The following is an 18,220-nucleotide window of genomic DNA, read 5'->3' on the forward strand; positions in this document are numbered from 1 at the left end:
AAAGTTGAAATTTTTGAATGCTCATGGATGTCATATACCTGCATGATTGCTATATGTTTGTTTTAGTAAGCCGGAAATAAACATTCGTACATAAAAGTATAAAAGTACACCAAGAGGATGTTTGAAAAGTATTTCTCTGTAACTTTAGGCACTTTATATTTCCTCTAACCCCCTTAAAAAGGAGGATTTAGGGGTATCTAAAACTTTTGATACCGATAAGAGAACTTTTCAAACATCCTCTAAGATCCCTAAAACTCAATAATCCGCTTTGGTGAATCTAAGACTCCTCTGCTGAAACATTTTGAATGTGCGCTAGTAGTCTAAATTTACAGTGTTTTCGTCCTATAAGTAGTGCAAAGGATTTTTGATGACTAAACAATTCAACGGTAAGATCGCTCTCGACATTCGAGATTCTGTTCCAGATTGGGAACCTTACGCAGAACCAAAAGCCCCAAAAGGTTCACCGAATATTCTTTACATCGTCATTGACGATACAGGATTCGGTGCATGGGAAATGTTTGGGGGCAAAATTAAGATGCCCAATTTAGACCGTATTGCTAAAAAAGGTTTAGTTTATACCAACTTCCATACCACAGCATTATGTTCTCCCACTCGTTCATCTCTACTAAATGGACGTAACGCTACAAGTAACGGAATGTCTTGTATTGAGGAAGCTACTTCTGGTTTCCCCGGAAATAATGGTCGCATCCCCTTTGAAAACGCCCTAATTCCAGCAGTATTAGGTGAACGAGGATATAATACCTTCGCTATTGGTAAATGGCACTTATTACCAGAAGAAGAAGCAAATATGGCTGCCAGTAAGCGTAACTGGCCTTTAGGACGTGGTTTTGAGCGATATTACGGATTTTTGGGTGGAGAAACTGATCAGTGGTATCCCGACCTCGTTTATGACAATCACTTGATTGAGCCTCCTTATGGACCGGATATGAGGGATAGGGAGAACGGCTATCATCTATCAAAAGACTTAGTAGCAATACCTTAGCCAAAATAAGAGGATGAGGAGAGAGGGCCGATGTAGTAGAGTTATTGTCTCTCACAACGACAACTCAAAAACTACAATCAGCCCATGTCCGATATCTTATCACTGCTACAATGCTTGCTACCGCAGATAAACGCTACGACGATGCGGCAATTGAACCAGATAATCCTGGCTATGTTAGCGATGAGCGGACGAGTCACGATGTTGGGAATTTCCCGTTGGGCAGGCATTGGTGGTAGTTATCGGACGATGTTGCGGTTTTTTCATACAGTAATACCTTGGGCTACATTGTTTTGGCTATTTTTCCGCAAGCATTTGTTCCGTGCGAATGAGGTATATTTGCTTGCAGGAGATGAAGTTGTAGTCAGTAAATCGGGTAAAAAGACTTATGGATTAGATAGATTCTTTTCTAGCCTAGCCAATAAACCGATATCAGGATTATCTTTCTTTGTATTATCATTAGTGAGTGTTGAACAGAGGCACTCGTTTCCGATTCAGATAGAACAGGTAATAAAGAAAGATACTCAAACAAAAAGTACCTCGACAATCGAAAAACCAAACAAAAAAGAAAAGCGTGGGCGTGGACGACCAAAAGGAAGTAAAAACAAAAATAAAAAGGAAGTGATATTAACATCTGAATTAATACTAATTCAGAAAATGATTGGTTCACTATTCAAGTTATTAGCTAACTCTATTTCCCTCACCTACTTGGTAGTAGATGGTCATTTTGGTAACAACAATGCTTTGCAGATGGCACGTCTTGTCAACTTGCAGATAATTTCCAAATTGCGCCATGATTCAGCATTATACTTCCCTTATGAAAATCCTGACTCCAGTAAGCGCTCTCGTCGTAAATACGGTGATAAGCTAGACTATCGTAATATACCTGACAAATACTTATGTAAAAGTGCTATTGAGGATGATATTCAAACTGATATTTATCAAGCCACTCTTATTCACAAAGAATTTGCCCAAGCTCTCAATGTAGTGATTTTGGTCAAAACCAATCTTAAAACTAATGCTTGCAGCCATGTAATTATTTTTTCTAGCGACCTAACTCTGTCATTTGAAAAAATTATCGACTATTACAAACTCCGTTTCCAAATCGAGTTTAATTTTAGGGATGCCAAGCAGTTTTGGGGATTGGAAGATTTTATGAACCTGAGCCAAACTGCCGTGACTAATGCTTCTAATTTAGCATTTTTTATGGTCAATTTATCCCACCATCTTCTCGCTGATTTCCAGCAACTCAATCCCGGTTCTGGCATTATTGACCTTAAGGCTTACCATCGTGGTTTTCGATATGTTCGTGAAATGTTAAAAATGCTTCCCGAAATCCCTGAGCCTATTTTATTAACCCAGATTTTTGCCAAGCTTACTTCTTTAGGACGTATTCATCCCGTTTCCACTGGCGTTGAACCCTCGTAAATTGGCAGAGGTATTGTCACAAATAAACAATTTCAAAAATTTGTCAAAGAAACAGGATACATCACCTTTGCTGAAAAGCCCCCCAAAGCCGAACACTATCCTGACGCTACTCCCGAAATGTTAGTACCAGGGTCAGCAGTATTTATTAAACCAGATCGCCCTGTAAATCCCCAAACTTCATGCTGGTGGCATTATGTCCCTGGTGCTTACTGGCGACATCCTGAAGGCCCAAATAGTTCTATTAAAAATCGAGAAAATCATCCAGTAGTGCATATCGTGTATGAAGATGCTCTGGCCTATGCTCAATGGGCAGGAAAAGAATTGCCTACTGAAGCTCAATGGGAATTAGCAGCTAGAGGTGGCTTAGAAGGAGCGACATTTGCTTGGGGAAATGAATTTATGCCCAATGGTAAGCTCATGGCAAACATCTGGAAAGGAAGGTTTCCCTCAGAAAATCTCAAATCCCAACCGCCAGGGACAGAAGCTATTGGTAGCTATCCTCCTAATGGCTATGAACTTTATGACATGATTGGCAATGTCTGGGAATGGACGAAAGATTGGTATCGAGAGCAACATCCAGAAAATCCGGCTAAAGCTTGCTGCACCCCCAAAAATCCTCAAGGGGGAACAGAAGAAGATAGCTATGACCAAAAAATATTACCCTCAATGCGGAAACCACGTAAAGTCCTCAAAGGAGGGTCTTTCCTCTGTGCGCCTAACTACTGCGCCCGCTACCGTCCCGCCGCCCGACACCCAGAAGATATTGATACCTCCACAAATCACATTGGTTTTCGCACCGTTGTTTGCCCTTTACCTACCCACGCCTAATACCATTTCCGTTTAAATACTTAAATTCAAAACGAAAAATATTGAAATAATGCTAGCAACATCTCTCAAAATTCTTAATGAGCATTATCAAGCTCTAAACAATGAAGGTGAAGATGTAATTCAAGGATTAATTCAAAGTCCTAAAACCTTACCCCCTAAATACTTTTACGATGATTACGGCTCAGAACTCTTTGAACAAATATGTGAATTACCAGAATATTATCCAACACGAACAGAAGCATGGATTTTGCACCAATATGCTGATGAAATAGCTCAGATAACAGGTGCTTGCGAACTGGTAGAATTAGGGAGTGGCAGTTCTACAAAAACTCTATTTTTGCTAGATGCTTACCAAAAAAATGCCAATTACTGTAGATATGTACCCATCGATGTAAGTCATGGAATCCTTAAATCTACCGTACTAAAACTACAACAAAAATATTCAAATTTATTTGTTGAGGGATTAATAGGAACCTACGAACAAGCCTTGACGAAGCTAGAAACAACACTTGCATCATCACGGATGATTTTTTTCTTGGGCAGTTCTCTTGGTAATTTTAACCCACGAGAATGTGATAAATTTTTAAGCCAAATTACCAGGGCTTTACAAGCAGGTGACTACTTCCTTTTAGGAATTGATTTACAAAAACCGAAGGAAATTTTAGAGCCAGCTTATAACGATAGTCAGGGAGTAACAGCTGCTTTTAACTTAAATGTGCTTTCCCATTTAAATTGGCGTTTCCAAGGTAATTTTGATCTCAATTTATTCACTCACCAAGCTATTTATAATCAAAGTGATGCCCAAATTGAGATGTATCTACATTGTCAAAAGACTCATGAGGTATCTCTACAAGCCCTAGAATTACAAGTTTGCTTTGCAGACGGAGAGAGCATTATCACCGAAATTTCTCGTAAGTTTGATTTAGTAAATATGCAAAAACAACTGGAGACACACGGACTGAAGACCGTGAAAGTTTGGATAGATCCCAGGCAGTGGTTTGGGCTAATTCTTTGTCAAGCTTAAACTTTGCTTTTTCAAAGTTTAATTTCAATAGACATCTCCGTAAATTAGGCTTTAAACCTTAACTTACAAAGCTTATGATTCATTCATTAATGAATGCTAATCAACTTAAGCATTAATGATACACAATGTAAGGAGTTTTTATGACAGTAGTAGCTAATAAATATTCCACGATAGCTTGTTACATCTTGAGGAAGCGATCTCAGGACTCGTGGATGAACTCGTAGAGATTAACCAGGAATTGGAATTTCAGATTGCTGTGTATAGCATAGCCCCCTTGCCAGGAACTCCCCAATCCCAGAACTTACGCAAGTTAGGTTTGTTGCAGTTTGAAGACCCCTGTGTTTGGGGCTTGTCATTACCAACATCTTTTAAACTGACTGGGTGATAAAATCAGCAGCCCAACACATATCCTGTAATCGCAACCAGCCTCGCCATAAGGTCTGCCAACCAGGTAGACCATCGGATTTGCGGCCAAGAAAACCACCCAAACGAGCGATCGCTAAAAAGAATTCACCCAAAGTCAACTCACAATTTGTCAACCCAAGACGAGCAACTAAGACTTTTAACATAATTGTAGGTATGTACTCGTGTGCCTTCAGTTGGGAATTGCTGCGACTAAGTTGGCGTAACTGTAATAATCTGACTGAAACTATAGCAAAAAAGCCAAGTAACCTTACCAGTGATGAAGCTGACTCCAATTGACGTTTTTCTACAGCACAACCAGTTTTGAGACACTTATGATACTCTTCAATTAACCAACGTGTAGCATACCAATCTAGTTGCATGAGGGCATCCTCACGAGCATTTACAGCAACAGTGGTAAATAGAATCCATTCTAAATCTCCTTCTGGTTCCCAACAACGAATACACCAACCATCTATTAGCTGTTGTTTTCTTTCACAGCCAATTGCTGGGGGTTGAATTGTCAATTGAGACCAAGCTACTTGTAAGTTAACTTGACGTTTGGGTTCTCCGTTGCGCCCACGCAAAACAACAGTTTTCTCCGCCATTGGTTGTAAAGAACGAGCAAATGCCTTGAGATACCCTTTGGTGGCATCAGGTTTAGTAATCACTCGGTTTTGAGTGACTCGTACTAAGCAGTGCCAGTACAAAGCTTTGGCTCGTCGAAGGTAAGAAAAAATATCACTCCCCCTGTCTCCGACACTTACCCAAATTGACCCAGTTTGTGGTGTTGGTGCAGTGCCGATGGATTCCACCATCTCTGCCCAAATTTCCCCTTCACCATCTGTTCTCAATAGTTCTGGTAGCGCTTCCACCAACGTGTTGTCATTGTCCTTTTTTTGACTACGCAGCCAAGGTATTTGTCCTGCCAATCCCAAAATTTGTGGATTCAAAGGTAACGGTACTACTGCTAAACACGTGTGTAGCATCATTCCTCTACCTTTGCCATCTCCAATATGCCCTAATCCCTTAACTTGCCGATGATGAGTATAATCTAGTTCTGTTGTGTCTTGGATGAATAAAACAACATTGGATTTTATTTCAGTTGCGCTTTGTTTCGTCTCCGTGATGTGAGGTTGAATTAATGCCTTATGAGTTACATCGTCTTCCGCAAATAATCGGTACGCAGCACGAATTTCATTCCAGCCTTGCATCATATCTGGTAAACTCCCTTGCGGGTTGGCAGCTATGGCTGCACCGATAGCGATCGCTCTTTGCGTACGACGAGTATCCCCTAATTCGGCATCTCCCCATTGCTCAACTGCCCAAGCATTGAGGTCTGTGAAATTTTTCAACTTCATACTCTGACTCTATTACATCCCTACCTCACTTTAAAAGATGTTGGTAATGACAAGGTGTTTGGGGAGGGCTATGGACACCGACTTGCAATACTCATCACCTTACCTACGAGCAGGTTTCCGATTGGCAAATTCGTCTATCTAAGATTCGCAGATCAAAGACTGAATTTACTAACTATAGCGGGGAATATTCAGCGTTAGTTAATAACTAACTATAGTTGTATGGCACTTACTTAAGGCGGGTGGGCATTCCTCATCCTGCGGTATATCAGTAGTTCTAGTCATTTCTCAATGCTTAAGTAAGTGGCATCTGTTTGTTCATGAATATGTTTCATCTAGCATAATTCAGAAACTATTCCATTTCCTGATTGACATCAAAAAATACTCATTTACCTTTTAAGAAATAGATGGAAGCACTTTGGAACACGCTGAAAAATATCAACTACTCTGGCATACCCGTTGCCAAAATTGCTGCTGTTATCGTTATCCTAACGCTAACACAGTTGTTGAGACGATTTTTTGTTGGGGTCGTTATTAAGAGCATTGAGCGTTTTACTAGCAAAACCAAAAGTACACTTGATGATGAATTTATAATAGTCATCAAGCCTTCTTTAAGTTGGCTGATTCAGATTGGTGCATTTTGGCTAATTAAAGAAATTCTGGCAGAGAATTTAGGGACTGAACTAAGCCAAACAATTGGTAGGACACTCAACTTAATAGTTGTGTTTATAGTTGCATACATTGTTTACCGAAGCTCTTCTATTTTGGGTCAGTTAATAGCCAACGTAGTGCTACATACTGAAACTGAGCTTGATGAATTGCTCAGACCTTTGATGCCGAAGATTTTTCAATCAGCAGCAATTATTGTACTGGCAATCAAGGTAAGTGAGATATTTTTAGGACAATCGGCAGCTGCATTGGTTGGTCTATTAGGTGGTGCTGGTATCACTTTAGGTTTGCTGTTAAAGGATATTGTCTATGACTGGTTTTGTACATTGATTATCTACTCAGATAATCTCTATCGAGAAGGTGACTGGGTGGGAGTATCAGGAGTAGATGGTTTTGTACAGGTACTCAATATTGGATTCAGAACCACAACCCTGCATATAACTAAGTGGGGTTCAATTATGAAAATGCCCAATTCTAAAATGATTTCTGGAGTAGTTGAAAATTGGTCACAAAATCCTGGCAAAGAATTAATATGGGGAATTAATTTAATTTTGAAAATTGATGGTGTCTCAGCACAGCAAACTGCCAAAATTTGTGATGCTATTCAAGAAATGCCTAAAATTATTCCTGGTTTTGCTCCATCATGTACGGTTCGGTTTAAAAAAATTGAAAATAATGCCCGTGTCATTGAAGTGATGGCATTCGTGAATGATGATAATCTCTATTTTGATGCTGAGAAAAACTTAAATCTAGCAATATTAGAATTGCTACAAAAAGAGGGAATTGATTTCTTCTATGTGGAATTAGAAACCAGCCCGGAAAAGTTTAAACAGAGTATGGCAGGCAGTAATAATTGAAAAAATTCCTACGCAAGACTGAACGTGATAGAGGCAGTTGATGAATAGCTTCTACCGGAAAATCAGGGTTTAAGCTATTGTTTGCCTAAATCTTGAATTCAAATAATTGGAAACTTATACTTCAGGAGATGATTCACAATGAAATTTAATACTATCCCAACAACAGACGAACAAAAATCAGTGATTAAATTTAATAAAAGCTTTAAAACTCCTGACGCAATTCCTCAAGAAGGTATTGAACAAGCAATAAAATTGATGCAAAAGGGAAGACTTTATCGTTATAATTTTTCAGATGATTTGAGCAATTATAGTAATTATGATGAATTAAACGATCAAGATGATCAATTGGCAACTGAAGTAGCAAAGCTGGAATATGAGTTTAGTCTTTACACGAAACACAAGTATGTTATTGCAGTTAATTCATGTGGGAGTGCTATCTTTTTAGCCCTGAAAGCAGGTGGGGTCAAGTATGGAGATAAAGTATTAACTAATGGTTTTACTTTTACAGCAGTTCCTAGTAGTATTGTTCATGCTGGTGGAGTCCCTATTTACGTGGAGTGTAACTCTGCATATCTAATTGATATTGAAGATTTAAAACGTAAGATAAAAGATCATCCAGACGCAAAGTTTTTTGTTTTGTCCCATATGCGAGGACATATATCAGATTTAGATACTATTCAGAATATTTGTGAAGAAGCGGGAATTTATTTAATAGAAGATTGCGCTCATAGTCTAGGTGCGGAATGGGATGGAAAAATAGTAGGATATCATGGGGCAATTGCTTGCTTTAGTACCCAAAGTTATAAATTACTTAACTCTGGTGAAGGTGGATTGATTGCCACCAATAACAAAGAATTGGCAGCTTATTGTATTCTGGCAGCTGGTTCTTACGAAAAATTATATAAGAAACATCTTGCTCGTCCATTGGATGACAATATATTTGAAAAACTGAAGCCTTATGTTCCCAATTTCAGTTTGAGAATGAATAACCTAACTGCTTCTGTCTTAAGACCTCAAATAAAATTTTTAGAAAACAAAATATCTCAAAACAGACAAAAGTATGATCGGTTAGTAGAAATTCTTAATTCTGTCAGGAATATTTATATTCCCTTGCCTTTAGAACAAGTTAAGCCTGCGCCTGACAGTTTGCAATTTAATCTTTTGGGATTAACTTCAGCACAGGTCGATAAATTTGTTCAACAAACTAGCAAGAGGGGTGTTGCAATCCAAATTTTTGGAAGAGACGATAATTCTCGCTATTACAAAAACTGGCAATACTCATTTACAGAACTACCCAATCTAGAGAAAACTGAATCTATTATTTCTTCGGCTTGCGATATCAGATTGCCATCAACTTTTGATTTCGATGATCTCAATTTAATAGGCTATATTATCAAAGATGTTATCTATAAAATACTGAGAGAAGATAATCGTCAAGATTATCCAAATGGATTAACAGACTACTTTGAAAATATCGAAGAAGTAAGAGGAAAATATGATAATTGGGTATCATTTTATGACCAGGAACATTACGATAACGGTTGGACGATTTTACTCAACCATGTTGCTTACACTTTAATATCATATTTAAAGAAAGACGATTTAATTTTAGACATTGGATGTGGTACAGGTTTATTAGGTCGAGAACTCAGTTCTTACGGTTCAAAAAATCTCCAAGGTCTTGATATTAGCCAACAGTCTTTAGACATATTAAAAGACCTAGATATATACAAAGCTTTGCATCTGGAAGAGTTGGGTAGCACTCTTTCTTTTGCTGATAATACGTTTGATGCTTTAGTATCAACTGGGGTTTTTACTCGCAATCAAGTTCCTTTAGAAAGCTTTGAAGAACTGATTCGGATTCTCAAGCCAGGTGGTATTTTTGCTGTTGTTCTCAGAATAGAAGATGATGAGTTTTATTACAAACCTATCAAAAATTATTGTGCAATAAATATGTGGCAAGAAATTTTAAAAACAAGAATCAGTGTATTACAAAGCTGTAACCACGAACTAGTGATTTTGCGGAAGCAGAATATTTTGTAGATGAAATTAAGGTAAGGTAAAGAAACCTAACACCAGAGACGGAGAGTGTTAGGTTTAATACACTTTATAATAAATTGGTTTCATCGTGCCATAACAGCAAATTAGTCACACCATAAGGCGTTGCTGAATCAAAATATGAATCAGGCGCGTCGTCTCAACGTATTGAAAGCGTGTCAGAACTAGAAGACTTGCTTGTGGCAATGGTCTGCATGACGCTAGCGCTTGTGGATGCTATACCAAGTCAACCTGCTCCGTTATTGGCTGAAAACCAGGATTGTGATGTTGAGGCGGTAGTCTCTCATGAAGGTGCTTGTTCCGCCGCGCCTGTTGCACACAAAATGAATTTTCTTCCAAGAAAGTGATCGCTAATCAAACTCAGGGACAGGGGCAAGCAGAACAAAGTAATTCTGTTTCCAGGGAATGAGAGATTAATAAACAAATTTACCGGAACATTAAGATTTTTTTACAAAATCACCAGCAATGTTGTTGAAATTGATAGCTGTATCCCAAGCAGTAAATAGATTTCAGCCATATCGCCTCCCAGAAAACCCGCAACAAACCTTATTTTTTTTCAGCCAGCAGGTTTGAGAAAATCAGAAACGATTTAATAATCAAGCACTTATAAGTAAATGGGCTGAATTAAAGATAATACCTCTCTCCAAACCTCTCCCCTTCTCTAGCAACGACACGCTGGGCGATGCCTACGGAGGTAAACTACGCACCGAAGGGGTTGGTGGTAAGCTCTATCTTATATTTTTTACGCCCACTTACTTAGTTATTTTGAGTTTAAAGGGAGACACAAACATGAAATTGGCTTACTGGATGTATGCTGGCCCAGCCCACATCGGCACTCTGCGAATCGCTAGTTCTTTTAAAAATGTTCATGCGATCATGCACGCCCCCATTGGCGATGACTACTTTAACGTCATGCGCTCTATGCTATCGCGGGAGAGGGATTTTACTCCGGTGACAACCAGTGTCGTCGATCGCAACGTTTTGGCACGCGGCTCCCAAGAAAAGGTAGTAGATAACATCGTCCGCAAGGATGCCGAAGAACACCCAGATTTGATTGTGTTAACTCCCACCTGCACCTCCAGCATTTTGCAAGAGGATTTGCACAATTTTGTCGAACGGGCGCAGTTGGAAGCGAAAGGAGATGTAATGCTGGCGGATGTGAACCATTACCGCTACAATGAACTACAAGCCGCCGATCGCACTTTGGATCAAATCGTCCAATACTACATTGAAAAAGCTCGGAAGCGCGGCGAATTGGCTGAGGGGAAAACAGCAAAACCCTCGGTTAACATTATCGGTACTACCACCCTCGGTTTCCACAATAATCACGACTGCACCGAACTCAAACGCCTGATGGCTGACTTGGGAATTGAGGTAAATACCTTAATTCCTGAAGGTGCTTCGGTAAATGACTTGAAAAAGATGTCCCAAGCCTGGTTTAACTTGGTGCCTTACCGCGAACTCGGTTTGACTACAGCTCGTTACCTGGAAGAACAATTTGGCACACCTTATATAGACATTACTCCAATGGGTGTAGTGGAAACTGCCCGTTGTATTCGTAAGATTCAGCAGGTAATTAACGCTCAAGGTGCAGAAGTTGACTATGAAAACTTCATCAATGAGCAAACCCTCCATGTCTCTCAGGCTGCTTGGTTCTCCCGTTCGATTGACTGTCAAAACTTGACTGGCAAAAAAGCTGTGGTTTTTGGTGACAACACCCACGCCGCCGCTATTACCAAGATTCTGGCGCGAGAAATGGGGATTCATGTTGTTTGGGCTGGTACTTATTGTAAATATGATGCCGATTGGTTCCGCGAACAAGTTAGCGAGTATTGCGATGAAGTGCTAATTTCTGAAGATCATGGGGAAATTGGGGATGCGATCGCTCGTGTCGAACCCTCTGCCATTTTCGGCACGCAAATGGAACGCCACGTTGGTAAACGCTTAGATATTCCCTGTGGCGTAATTGCTGCACCAATCCACGTCCAAAACTTCCCCATTGGTTACAAACCATTTATGGGTTATGAAGGGACGAATCAGATTACAGATTTGATCTACAATTCCTTCACTTTGGGAATGGAAGATCACCTGTTAGAAATCTTCGGTGGTCATGATACCAAAGAAGTTATTACTAGAGGAATTTCTGCTGATTCTGATTTGAATTGGACAAAAGATGGTCAAGCAGAATTGAATAAGATTCCGGGATTTGTTCGCGGCAAAGTGAAGCGTAATACTGAAAAATTTGCGCGCGATCGCGGTTTCAAAGAAATCAATGCTGAGGTGTTGTACGCCGCGAAGGAAGCTGTTGGGGCGTAGGTTAACGGGTTAGAGATTTTTAATAATAAAGGGCATATCTTAAGGAATGCCTTTTATTATTACTTATTCTGACTTCAGCATACGAATAAAGCCAGCTTGTTCATGGTAGGATTCAGTTGCAATCAATAAATTAGCCCACCCAGATGTATCTATAAAAACTTTATTCGTCAATTATTAACTCCTGCTGCAAAGTTTGCTGGAGATATTGATCGTGGTTTTCTCCTACATCAGATTTATCAAATTTCAATGTACCTAGTAAAGGTAAAATTGGATCGAATTCGGAGATACTTTCCTGTTTAAATGATTGAGATAACGTCAATCGTTTCGCTGATGTTCCAGCGAAACGATTAAATTTAATAATGTTAGTTCGGTTTTGTAACAAGACTGAAAAGCTTCTTGCTTTTCAGTCCGTGAGAATTTGTTGCACAGTTGGGTTAACTAAAGCTTAATTTAGTTTTTGTTTTTGGACTCTTTCCCATTCCTCTTGAATACTTTGTAATACCTTCAAAGTACGATTTAAACGGGCTTTCTTTAACTCAGGAGCCTCTTTTTGGAATAAACTCGGAGAATTTATTACTTTATGTAGTTCAGATTGGGTAGAATGCAAGCGATCGCTCAAACAGCGTTCAAAGATTTCACCATTACCACTACTCACAATTTCTACTAATTGGCGATATATATACTCTTTAGAACTGATTTGACCATTGAGGGCGCTATTAACAATTTCCTCGATTAACTTGTGGTAGGAGTCAGATAAGAAATTAGATGCTCTAGCTGGCGTAGGTTCTGCTGCTAGATTATTTGTTTCAGAAGTAGAGGGATCGGATATTTCTTCTTTAGTTGGCGTTACTAAAGTCTCCTCAGAAGTAGGGGATTCTTCTTTAGTGGGTGTTGGTAAAGTTTTCCGAGAATTTGTAGGTGAAGAATTTGCTTTAGAATTAGATAAGTAATAATCTGCTAAAGAGCCGCAGAGAAACTCTTCACGAAAGCGGTTTATTTTGGCACGTGACTGGATTTTTTGGTAACGACGTTTCTGATACCATAAACCAGAAATGAGTAAGCCTGCGATCGCTCCTATGCCAACCCCTGCCATAGCAACCTTGGCATCTTCTAAAGCTTGATTTTGTTGCCCAGATTCAACAGTTGGAGTGGAAGATGCATTTTGAGCCATAGCATAGTCACTCGCTGAATTTAGTTGCACACTAGTGGCGATCGCCGCAGCCGACAGTACTAATCTAAATATTAACTTTGATTTCCACATAATTTTACAGGTTAAAAATATGTTGTCTATTTCTGGAGACTAACCGCCTCCCCAAGGAGTGAATAGTTAAGAATCAAACTAACTAGATATCTCTTTTACCAAGGAAGTTCCACTCCCCTCATATAAAAAATAAACTTTGTCAACAGTAGTTTCGAGAATATTTTCTTATTTTTTAACATTATTTGTCCGTCTAGGAATCTTGACAAAGCCATATATCAATACCATTTATCAAAGTATATGTATTAGGTATTTCTTAAAATGGTTATGATTTATAGCGATCGCATAATTAAACAGTATTGAGTTCAGTAAACAATAGTCGAGGATGTGCGATCGCTGCTAGGCTCTACACTGGTATCGCATATTGCTGGGCATGAAGTCTTATAATTACATTAAATTGTAGGTGCTACAGCAGAATTTGGCATAAATAGCACTAAGGCAATTTCCGTTAATAAATCTACCGTCGCCGTTGGTTTCGACTCCGCTCAACCAACTAAAGGATCGAGAGTTGAGCGAAGTCGAAACTCGTCAACCTGGGTATGTTTTTTGTGAGAAATCACTTAGTACCTCATTGATAGTGTAGTATTAGCGATCGTCATAGCCTATTGTAGACATCGCCTCTTGGATTTGGAAGGTATGAGCCAATAAAATGTAAACTTTCAGAGACTTGCACCAAGTTTCTAACTACCTTGCTCTTTAATATCTCTGTGTGTAGTTCTATTTATAGAATAGGTGCTTCCCCGAAAGCTCAACTTATGAGTTGCTTGTGGTGTAATGATTCCAGTCGATTGGGCATTAATATCGGCGCTAACAAAATAAGTGCATCCTCGAAAGCTCAACTTATGGGTTACTGATGGTGTGATTTCCCCATCTAATTTGCCATTGAGGTCATGACGATAGGAAGCTCCACGGTAGATTAAGTGATAATCTGGTTCCGATTTGGGAACTGGCTGTTGTGTATATTGTGTTTCCCTGCTGACTACTTTGCTTGTATAATACTCGTAGCTTGTACTGATAAGAATAAGAGTTAATAGTAGAAGTAAAATCTGCCAAGGAGCTAACATTAAACCCACAATCAGGCTGATAGCTGCAAATACAGTCACTAAATGTGAGATTTCATTATTTCTATTTTTGAATAAAAAATAGCCAGTGATGAAACAAACACACGGAAAAATGAAAAAGTACAAAGCCATATTTCCTACATTCGCAACTAAAAGCAAAGGGTTTATAAAGCAGATTGAACTTATTTTAAAAGTTGTTGTTTATTTTACCTCCAATCAGCTTGAGAAGTTACCGTGCTACTGGGGTAAAAGTTTTACGTCAAGTTATCTGTATTAGCTGCGATTGCAAAGAAAAATTAACACTAANNAGACTATCTCAAACCTTTGGAGCCGTGAGCGTTTTTGTCTTTATTCATTCAGAGAGGTTACAGGCGTGGTACAGAGTGGATGCTCAGTGTAAAGCTTTTGCTGGAGTATATGAAGATATTACTTTATAGCGATGTTATAGTGCGATCGCAGAAATTTACTGATAAATAAAAATTAAAAGCGAACAAATATCACAATACAAAATTATTACTTTGGGGATCTAATAGGCAGAATAACCCACTACAGTTCTAACCGATGTGTCTCCGGCAACGAAGTAAAAAAAGGCTCCCAAAAGCCTCGCAATCTCGCGTATTTAAAAAAAGCAGATGCGTGTTACTGTTTTAATCTCATTGTCTTCCCTTCGCGCCTTTCCCTATGCATCTGCACTATTTACACCCCCAACACCTTGAAGAATTAGTCAAGAGTAGTGGTATAGACTTACACTTAGTGCATCTCAATTTTAGGTCGCTCCAAGGTGTAACAGCTTATGAGTACCTGTTGATTTCTGAGCTACTCCCCCGCACCAATACCGGAATGGTGAAAGCCGGATGGTTACAGCGTTATGCTCACATCACAGAAGGTGGTTGGTGGTGTTCTGGACTAGACCCTCTGAATAATTGGCAAATGATGGAATGGGGATGCTTTAAGCCAAACCAACCCCGACAAAACCACAATGGCAAATCCATCAAGTACGAGCATCCCCCCAGCACACCAACGCGGGTGTTTTGTTTGCGGGTAACGTTGCAAGTGTGGCAGCAAGTCGCTGGGCGTTACAATCTGGTCATGCCCGACAATATCACCATTACTCCTGATGGCGAAGCTAGAGGCTTTTGGCAATGGGTGATGCAACAGAACATTCCCCTCATTATCTGCGAGGGTGTGAAGAAAGCAGCTACGTTGTTGACGCAAGGATATGTAGCCATTGCCATTCCCGGAATTACCAGTGGTTATCGGGTTGTGAAAGATGAATTTGGTAAAGTTACCCGTCGTCAGCTAATTCCCGATTTAGCTGCGTTTGCAATTACAAAGCGCAGTTTTTACATTTGCTTTGATTTTGAAACTCAATCCAAGACAATTGCTGCTGTAAATAATGCTATTTCTCAACTTGGCTGTTTATTCCAACAAAAAAATTGCCCTGTAAAAGTCATCGAACTTCCAGGAATAGAAAAAGGAGTTGATGAGTTTATTGTTGCTAAGGGTGCAAATAGTTTCGATAAAGTTTATCGCCAAAGTGTTGATTTAGAAATTTATCTTGCTCAAACCAAACCCCACACCGAGTTAAGCCTTCCTGCGGCACTTACCTTCAACCGTCCTTATATAGGTGAGATACCTTTCCCCACCTCTGGATTAGTAGGAGTCAAATCAGCGAAAGGAACGGGGAAAACTACGGCATTACAAGGCGTTGTTCAACAAGCAAAAAGTAGAAATCAACCCGTTTTGTTAATTACTCACAGAATCCTACTTGGACGATTCTTATGTGAAAAAATTGGTATTCAATGGGGAACGCATAAAGAAGATGGCGACAAAAAGATTAATAAAACACTTACCCCTGCTCCTCCTATCCTCCGCTCTCTCTTTCCTCCGCAATCCCTAGGATTGTGTGTTGATTCTATTTGGAAACTTAACCCGGAAAATTGGCGCGGGGCAATAGTAATTTTAGATGAAGTGGAGCAATCTTTATGGCATCTGTTAAATAGTAATACTTGTAAGCATAAGCGGGTAAAAATCTTAAAACTATTCCAGCAACTTATTGCAACAGTTTTAACTAGTGGGGGATTGGTAATTGCCCAAGATGCTGATTTATCAGATGTTTCACTTGAATATTTGCAGGGATTGGCAGGAATTAAATTAACACCTTGGGTAGTTCTCAATCAGTGGAAGCCTCAACAAGGTTGGGATATAACTTTTTATGATTCACCGAACCCAACACCGCTAATTCACCAACTAGAATTGGATTTACTCGCTGGACGTAAATGTTATGTTACTACCGATAGTCGGGCTGGGCGTTATAGTTGTGAAACAATTGAACGTTATCTGAAAGAACGGCTACAAAAATTACGGCGACAATTTCCTAAAACTCTAGTAGTTAGTAGTCACACTACAAACACACCTGGACACGCAGCAGTTGATTTTATTGCAGCTATTAACCAAAAAATCTCTGAATATGACGGCGTTTTTGTTACCCCTAGTCTTGGTACAGGAATTAGTATTGATGTCCAACATTTCGACCGGGTTTATGGCATTTTTCAAGGGGTAATTCCTGACTCGGAAGCAAGACAAGCGTTAGCAAGAGTCCGGGATGATGTACCGCGTGTTGTCTGGTGTGCTAAACGAGGTATTGGTCTAATTGGTAGTGGGAGTACAAATTATCGCTTGTTATCTGATTGGTATCAAGAAAATCAAAAAGAAAACTTAGCTTTGCTGAGTCCCCTACATAAAATAGATGTGGATTTACCCTTAGTTTATGACCCAATTCATTTGCGAACTTGGGCAAAGTTATCTGCAAGGGTAAATGCTTCTATTCGCCTTTACCGACAATCAATGCAAGATGGTTTGATTGCTGATGGGCATCAAATTCAGGTGCGGAGTAATGCCGTTCACAATAATATTATTCGAGATTTACGTCTGGCATTTTTGGCAACTGATGCCGATGATTTAGCTACCCGCAAAAGGTTAATTTTAGAAATTGTTAAAGTTCAAAAAGATTGGGCACAAAGCCGTCAAAAAGCTAAAGAAATTAAACGTAAAATTAAAGAAATTAAGCAGCAGAATCAATTATCGGTAGCATCTGCTGTAGCTAATGCTAAAGATATTGATTATGTGGAGTATGAGCAGTTATTAGTTAAGCATTCCCTAACGGATGGAGAACGCAACCAAATTAATAAATATGTTCTTAGACAAAGATATGGTGTAGAAATTACTCCTTGGCTGAAATTGCAGGATGAACAAGGATATTATCGTCAGTTATTAATCCACTATTATTTAACTCACGAAAGCGAATATTTTCACGTTAGAGATGAGCAAGAGTGGCATCAGCAATTGTCTTGGGGTGAAGGGAAAGTTTTTCTCCCAGATTTAAAAACTTATACGCTCAAGGTTGAAGCTATGAGAGCTTTAGGAATGCTTCAGTTTCTCGAAGAAAAACGCGAATTTAATGAAAACGACACAGATTTGATATTGCTGAAAAATATTGCTTTCCAGCATAGTAAGCATATTAAAAGAGCGCTTGGTATTAATTTAGTCGGTGAGAAAGAGCAGGTTTCAGCAATAAAAATACTCGGTCGACTGTTAAATTTGTTGGGTTTGAAGCTGAAACGAGTTAATGAGGTTTATCAAATTGATTTAGAAACTCTATATGATGGCAGGGAGAAAATATTTGCTGTTTGGCATCAACGAGATGAGTTAATGTTGGCTCATGTTAAGAGTGTTGGTTATGAATTGCCTGATTATTCTTCAGACTGGAAGTTTGAAATTATGCAAACGAAGTCTGAAAAGGCTAACCAGATGGTGTCTATGCCTACTCTTCCGTTATCAGCGATATAGCAATCCTGAATTATTTGTGAGAATTGCAAAGTGTAGATGATTGGTATTTCAAGACGCGATAAATCGCGTCTCTACAATTGGGTTTTGGGCATTGGTCTTTGCCTAATTGGAA

The 18,220-nt window shown here is 39.3% G+C and carries 13 protein-coding genes; 9 read left to right on the forward strand and 4 right to left on the reverse strand.

Annotation, left to right across the window (positions count from 1 at the left end):
- Positions 1-367 precede the first annotated feature (367 nt).
- The 5 genes from QUD05_RS07390 to QUD05_RS07410 all read left to right on the forward strand — a co-directional run bounded on the left by QUD05_RS07390 (position 368) and on the right by QUD05_RS07410 (position 4,665).
- Positions 368-1,003, forward strand: coding sequence for a sulfatase-like hydrolase/transferase (locus tag QUD05_RS07390; RefSeq protein ID WP_289795498.1), 636 nt, complete (start codon positions 368-370; stop codon positions 1,001-1,003).
- An 84-nt stretch (positions 1,004-1,087) separates the two neighbouring features.
- Positions 1,088-2,428, forward strand: a complete 1,341-nt coding sequence (locus QUD05_RS07395; protein ID WP_289794346.1) for a transposase — start codon at positions 1,088-1,090, stop codon at positions 2,426-2,428.
- Between the two features lie 12 nt (positions 2,429-2,440).
- Positions 2,441-3,256 carry a formylglycine-generating enzyme family protein gene (locus QUD05_RS07400; RefSeq protein WP_289799910.1) on the forward strand — a complete coding sequence of 272 codons (816 nt, stop codon included), beginning with the start codon at positions 2,441-2,443 and terminating at the stop codon, positions 3,254-3,256.
- A 49-nt stretch (positions 3,257-3,305) separates the two neighbouring features.
- Positions 3,306-4,280 (forward strand): L-histidine N(alpha)-methyltransferase, encoded by a 975-nt coding sequence (gene egtD / locus QUD05_RS07405; protein ID WP_289795499.1) that lies wholly within the window; start codon positions 3,306-3,308, stop codon positions 4,278-4,280.
- Positions 4,281-4,488: 208 nt separating this feature from the next.
- Positions 4,489-4,665 carry a hypothetical protein gene (locus tag QUD05_RS07410; protein ID WP_289795500.1) on the forward strand — a complete coding sequence of 59 codons (177 nt, stop codon included), beginning with the start codon at positions 4,489-4,491 and terminating at the stop codon, positions 4,663-4,665.
- Here QUD05_RS07410 and QUD05_RS07415 read toward each other — a convergent pair.
- Complete coding sequence (locus QUD05_RS07415; protein ID WP_289794868.1) at positions 4,649-6,043, reverse strand: IS4 family transposase; 1,395 nt, start codon at positions 6,041-6,043, stop codon at positions 4,649-4,651. The genes QUD05_RS07410 and QUD05_RS07415 overlap by 17 nt on opposite strands.
- Before the next feature lie 404 nt (positions 6,044-6,447).
- On the opposite strand from QUD05_RS07415, the gene QUD05_RS07420 reads away from it, so the two are divergent.
- The 3 genes from QUD05_RS07420 to bchB all read left to right on the forward strand — a co-directional run bounded on the left by QUD05_RS07420 (position 6,448) and on the right by bchB (position 11,940).
- Complete coding sequence (locus QUD05_RS07420; RefSeq protein WP_289795501.1) at positions 6,448-7,566, forward strand: mechanosensitive ion channel family protein; 1,119 nt, start codon at positions 6,448-6,450, stop codon at positions 7,564-7,566.
- 138 nt (positions 7,567-7,704) lie between these two features.
- Positions 7,705-9,609: an aminotransferase class I/II-fold pyridoxal phosphate-dependent enzyme gene (locus QUD05_RS07425; RefSeq protein WP_289795502.1), complete on the forward strand. Its 1,905-nt coding sequence runs from the start codon at positions 7,705-7,707 to the stop codon at positions 9,607-9,609.
- An 804-nt stretch (positions 9,610-10,413) separates the two neighbouring features.
- Positions 10,414-11,940 (forward strand): ferredoxin:protochlorophyllide reductase (ATP-dependent) subunit B, encoded by a 1,527-nt coding sequence (gene bchB, locus QUD05_RS07430; protein ID WP_179073504.1) that lies wholly within the window; start codon positions 10,414-10,416, stop codon positions 11,938-11,940.
- A gap of 160 nt (positions 11,941-12,100) precedes the next feature.
- Here bchB and QUD05_RS07435 read toward each other — a convergent pair whose 3' ends face one another.
- The 3 genes from QUD05_RS07435 to QUD05_RS07445 form a co-directional block, all read right to left on the reverse strand.
- Complete coding sequence (locus QUD05_RS07435) at positions 12,101-12,259, reverse strand: hypothetical protein (RefSeq protein ID WP_289795503.1); 159 nt, start codon at positions 12,257-12,259, stop codon at positions 12,101-12,103.
- A gap of 126 nt (positions 12,260-12,385) precedes the next feature.
- Positions 12,386-13,201 (reverse strand): hypothetical protein, encoded by an 816-nt coding sequence (locus QUD05_RS07440; protein WP_289795504.1) that lies wholly within the window; start codon positions 13,199-13,201, stop codon positions 12,386-12,388.
- A gap of 677 nt (positions 13,202-13,878) precedes the next feature.
- Positions 13,879-14,301, reverse strand: coding sequence for a hypothetical protein (locus tag QUD05_RS07445; protein ID WP_289795505.1), 423 nt, complete (start codon positions 14,299-14,301; stop codon positions 13,879-13,881).
- A 639-nt stretch (positions 14,302-14,940) separates the two neighbouring features.
- On the opposite strand from QUD05_RS07445, the gene QUD05_RS07450 reads away from it, so the two are divergent.
- Positions 14,941-18,108 carry a plasmid replication protein, CyRepA1 family gene (locus QUD05_RS07450; protein WP_289795506.1) on the forward strand — a complete coding sequence of 1,056 codons (3,168 nt, stop codon included), beginning with the start codon at positions 14,941-14,943 and terminating at the stop codon, positions 18,106-18,108.
- The last annotated feature ends 112 nt before the right edge of the window (positions 18,109-18,220 follow it).

The organism is Nostoc sp. GT001 (assembly GCF_030382115.1).
In the GTDB taxonomy this organism is placed as follows: Bacteria; Cyanobacteriota; Cyanobacteriia; order Cyanobacteriales; family Nostocaceae; genus Nostoc.

Bases quoted from the DNA above. Each gene is read 5' to 3' on its own strand.
- QUD05_RS07440 (WP_289795504.1), bottom strand. From the start codon at position 13,201: ATGTGGAAATCAAAGTTAATATTTAGATTAGTACTGTCGGCTGCGGCG.
- QUD05_RS07425 (WP_289795502.1), top strand. From the start codon at position 7,705: ATGAAATTTAATACTATCCCAACAACAGACGAACAAAAATCAGTGATT.
- QUD05_RS07395 (WP_289794346.1), top strand. From the start codon at position 1,088: ATGTCCGATATCTTATCACTGCTACAATGCTTGCTACCGCAGATAAAC.
- QUD05_RS07415 (WP_289794868.1), bottom strand. From the start codon at position 6,043: ATGAAGTTGAAAAATTTCACAGACCTCAATGCTTGGGCAGTTGAGCAA.
- bchB (WP_179073504.1), top strand. From the start codon at position 10,414: ATGAAATTGGCTTACTGGATGTATGCTGGCCCAGCCCACATCGGCACT.
- egtD (WP_289795499.1), top strand. From the start codon at position 3,306: ATGCTAGCAACATCTCTCAAAATTCTTAATGAGCATTATCAAGCTCTA.
- QUD05_RS07420 (WP_289795501.1), top strand. From the start codon at position 6,448: ATGGAAGCACTTTGGAACACGCTGAAAAATATCAACTACTCTGGCATA.
- QUD05_RS07450 (WP_289795506.1), top strand. From the start codon at position 14,941: ATGCATCTGCACTATTTACACCCCCAACACCTTGAAGAATTAGTCAAG.
- QUD05_RS07390 (WP_289795498.1), top strand. From the start codon at position 368: ATGACTAAACAATTCAACGGTAAGATCGCTCTCGACATTCGAGATTCT.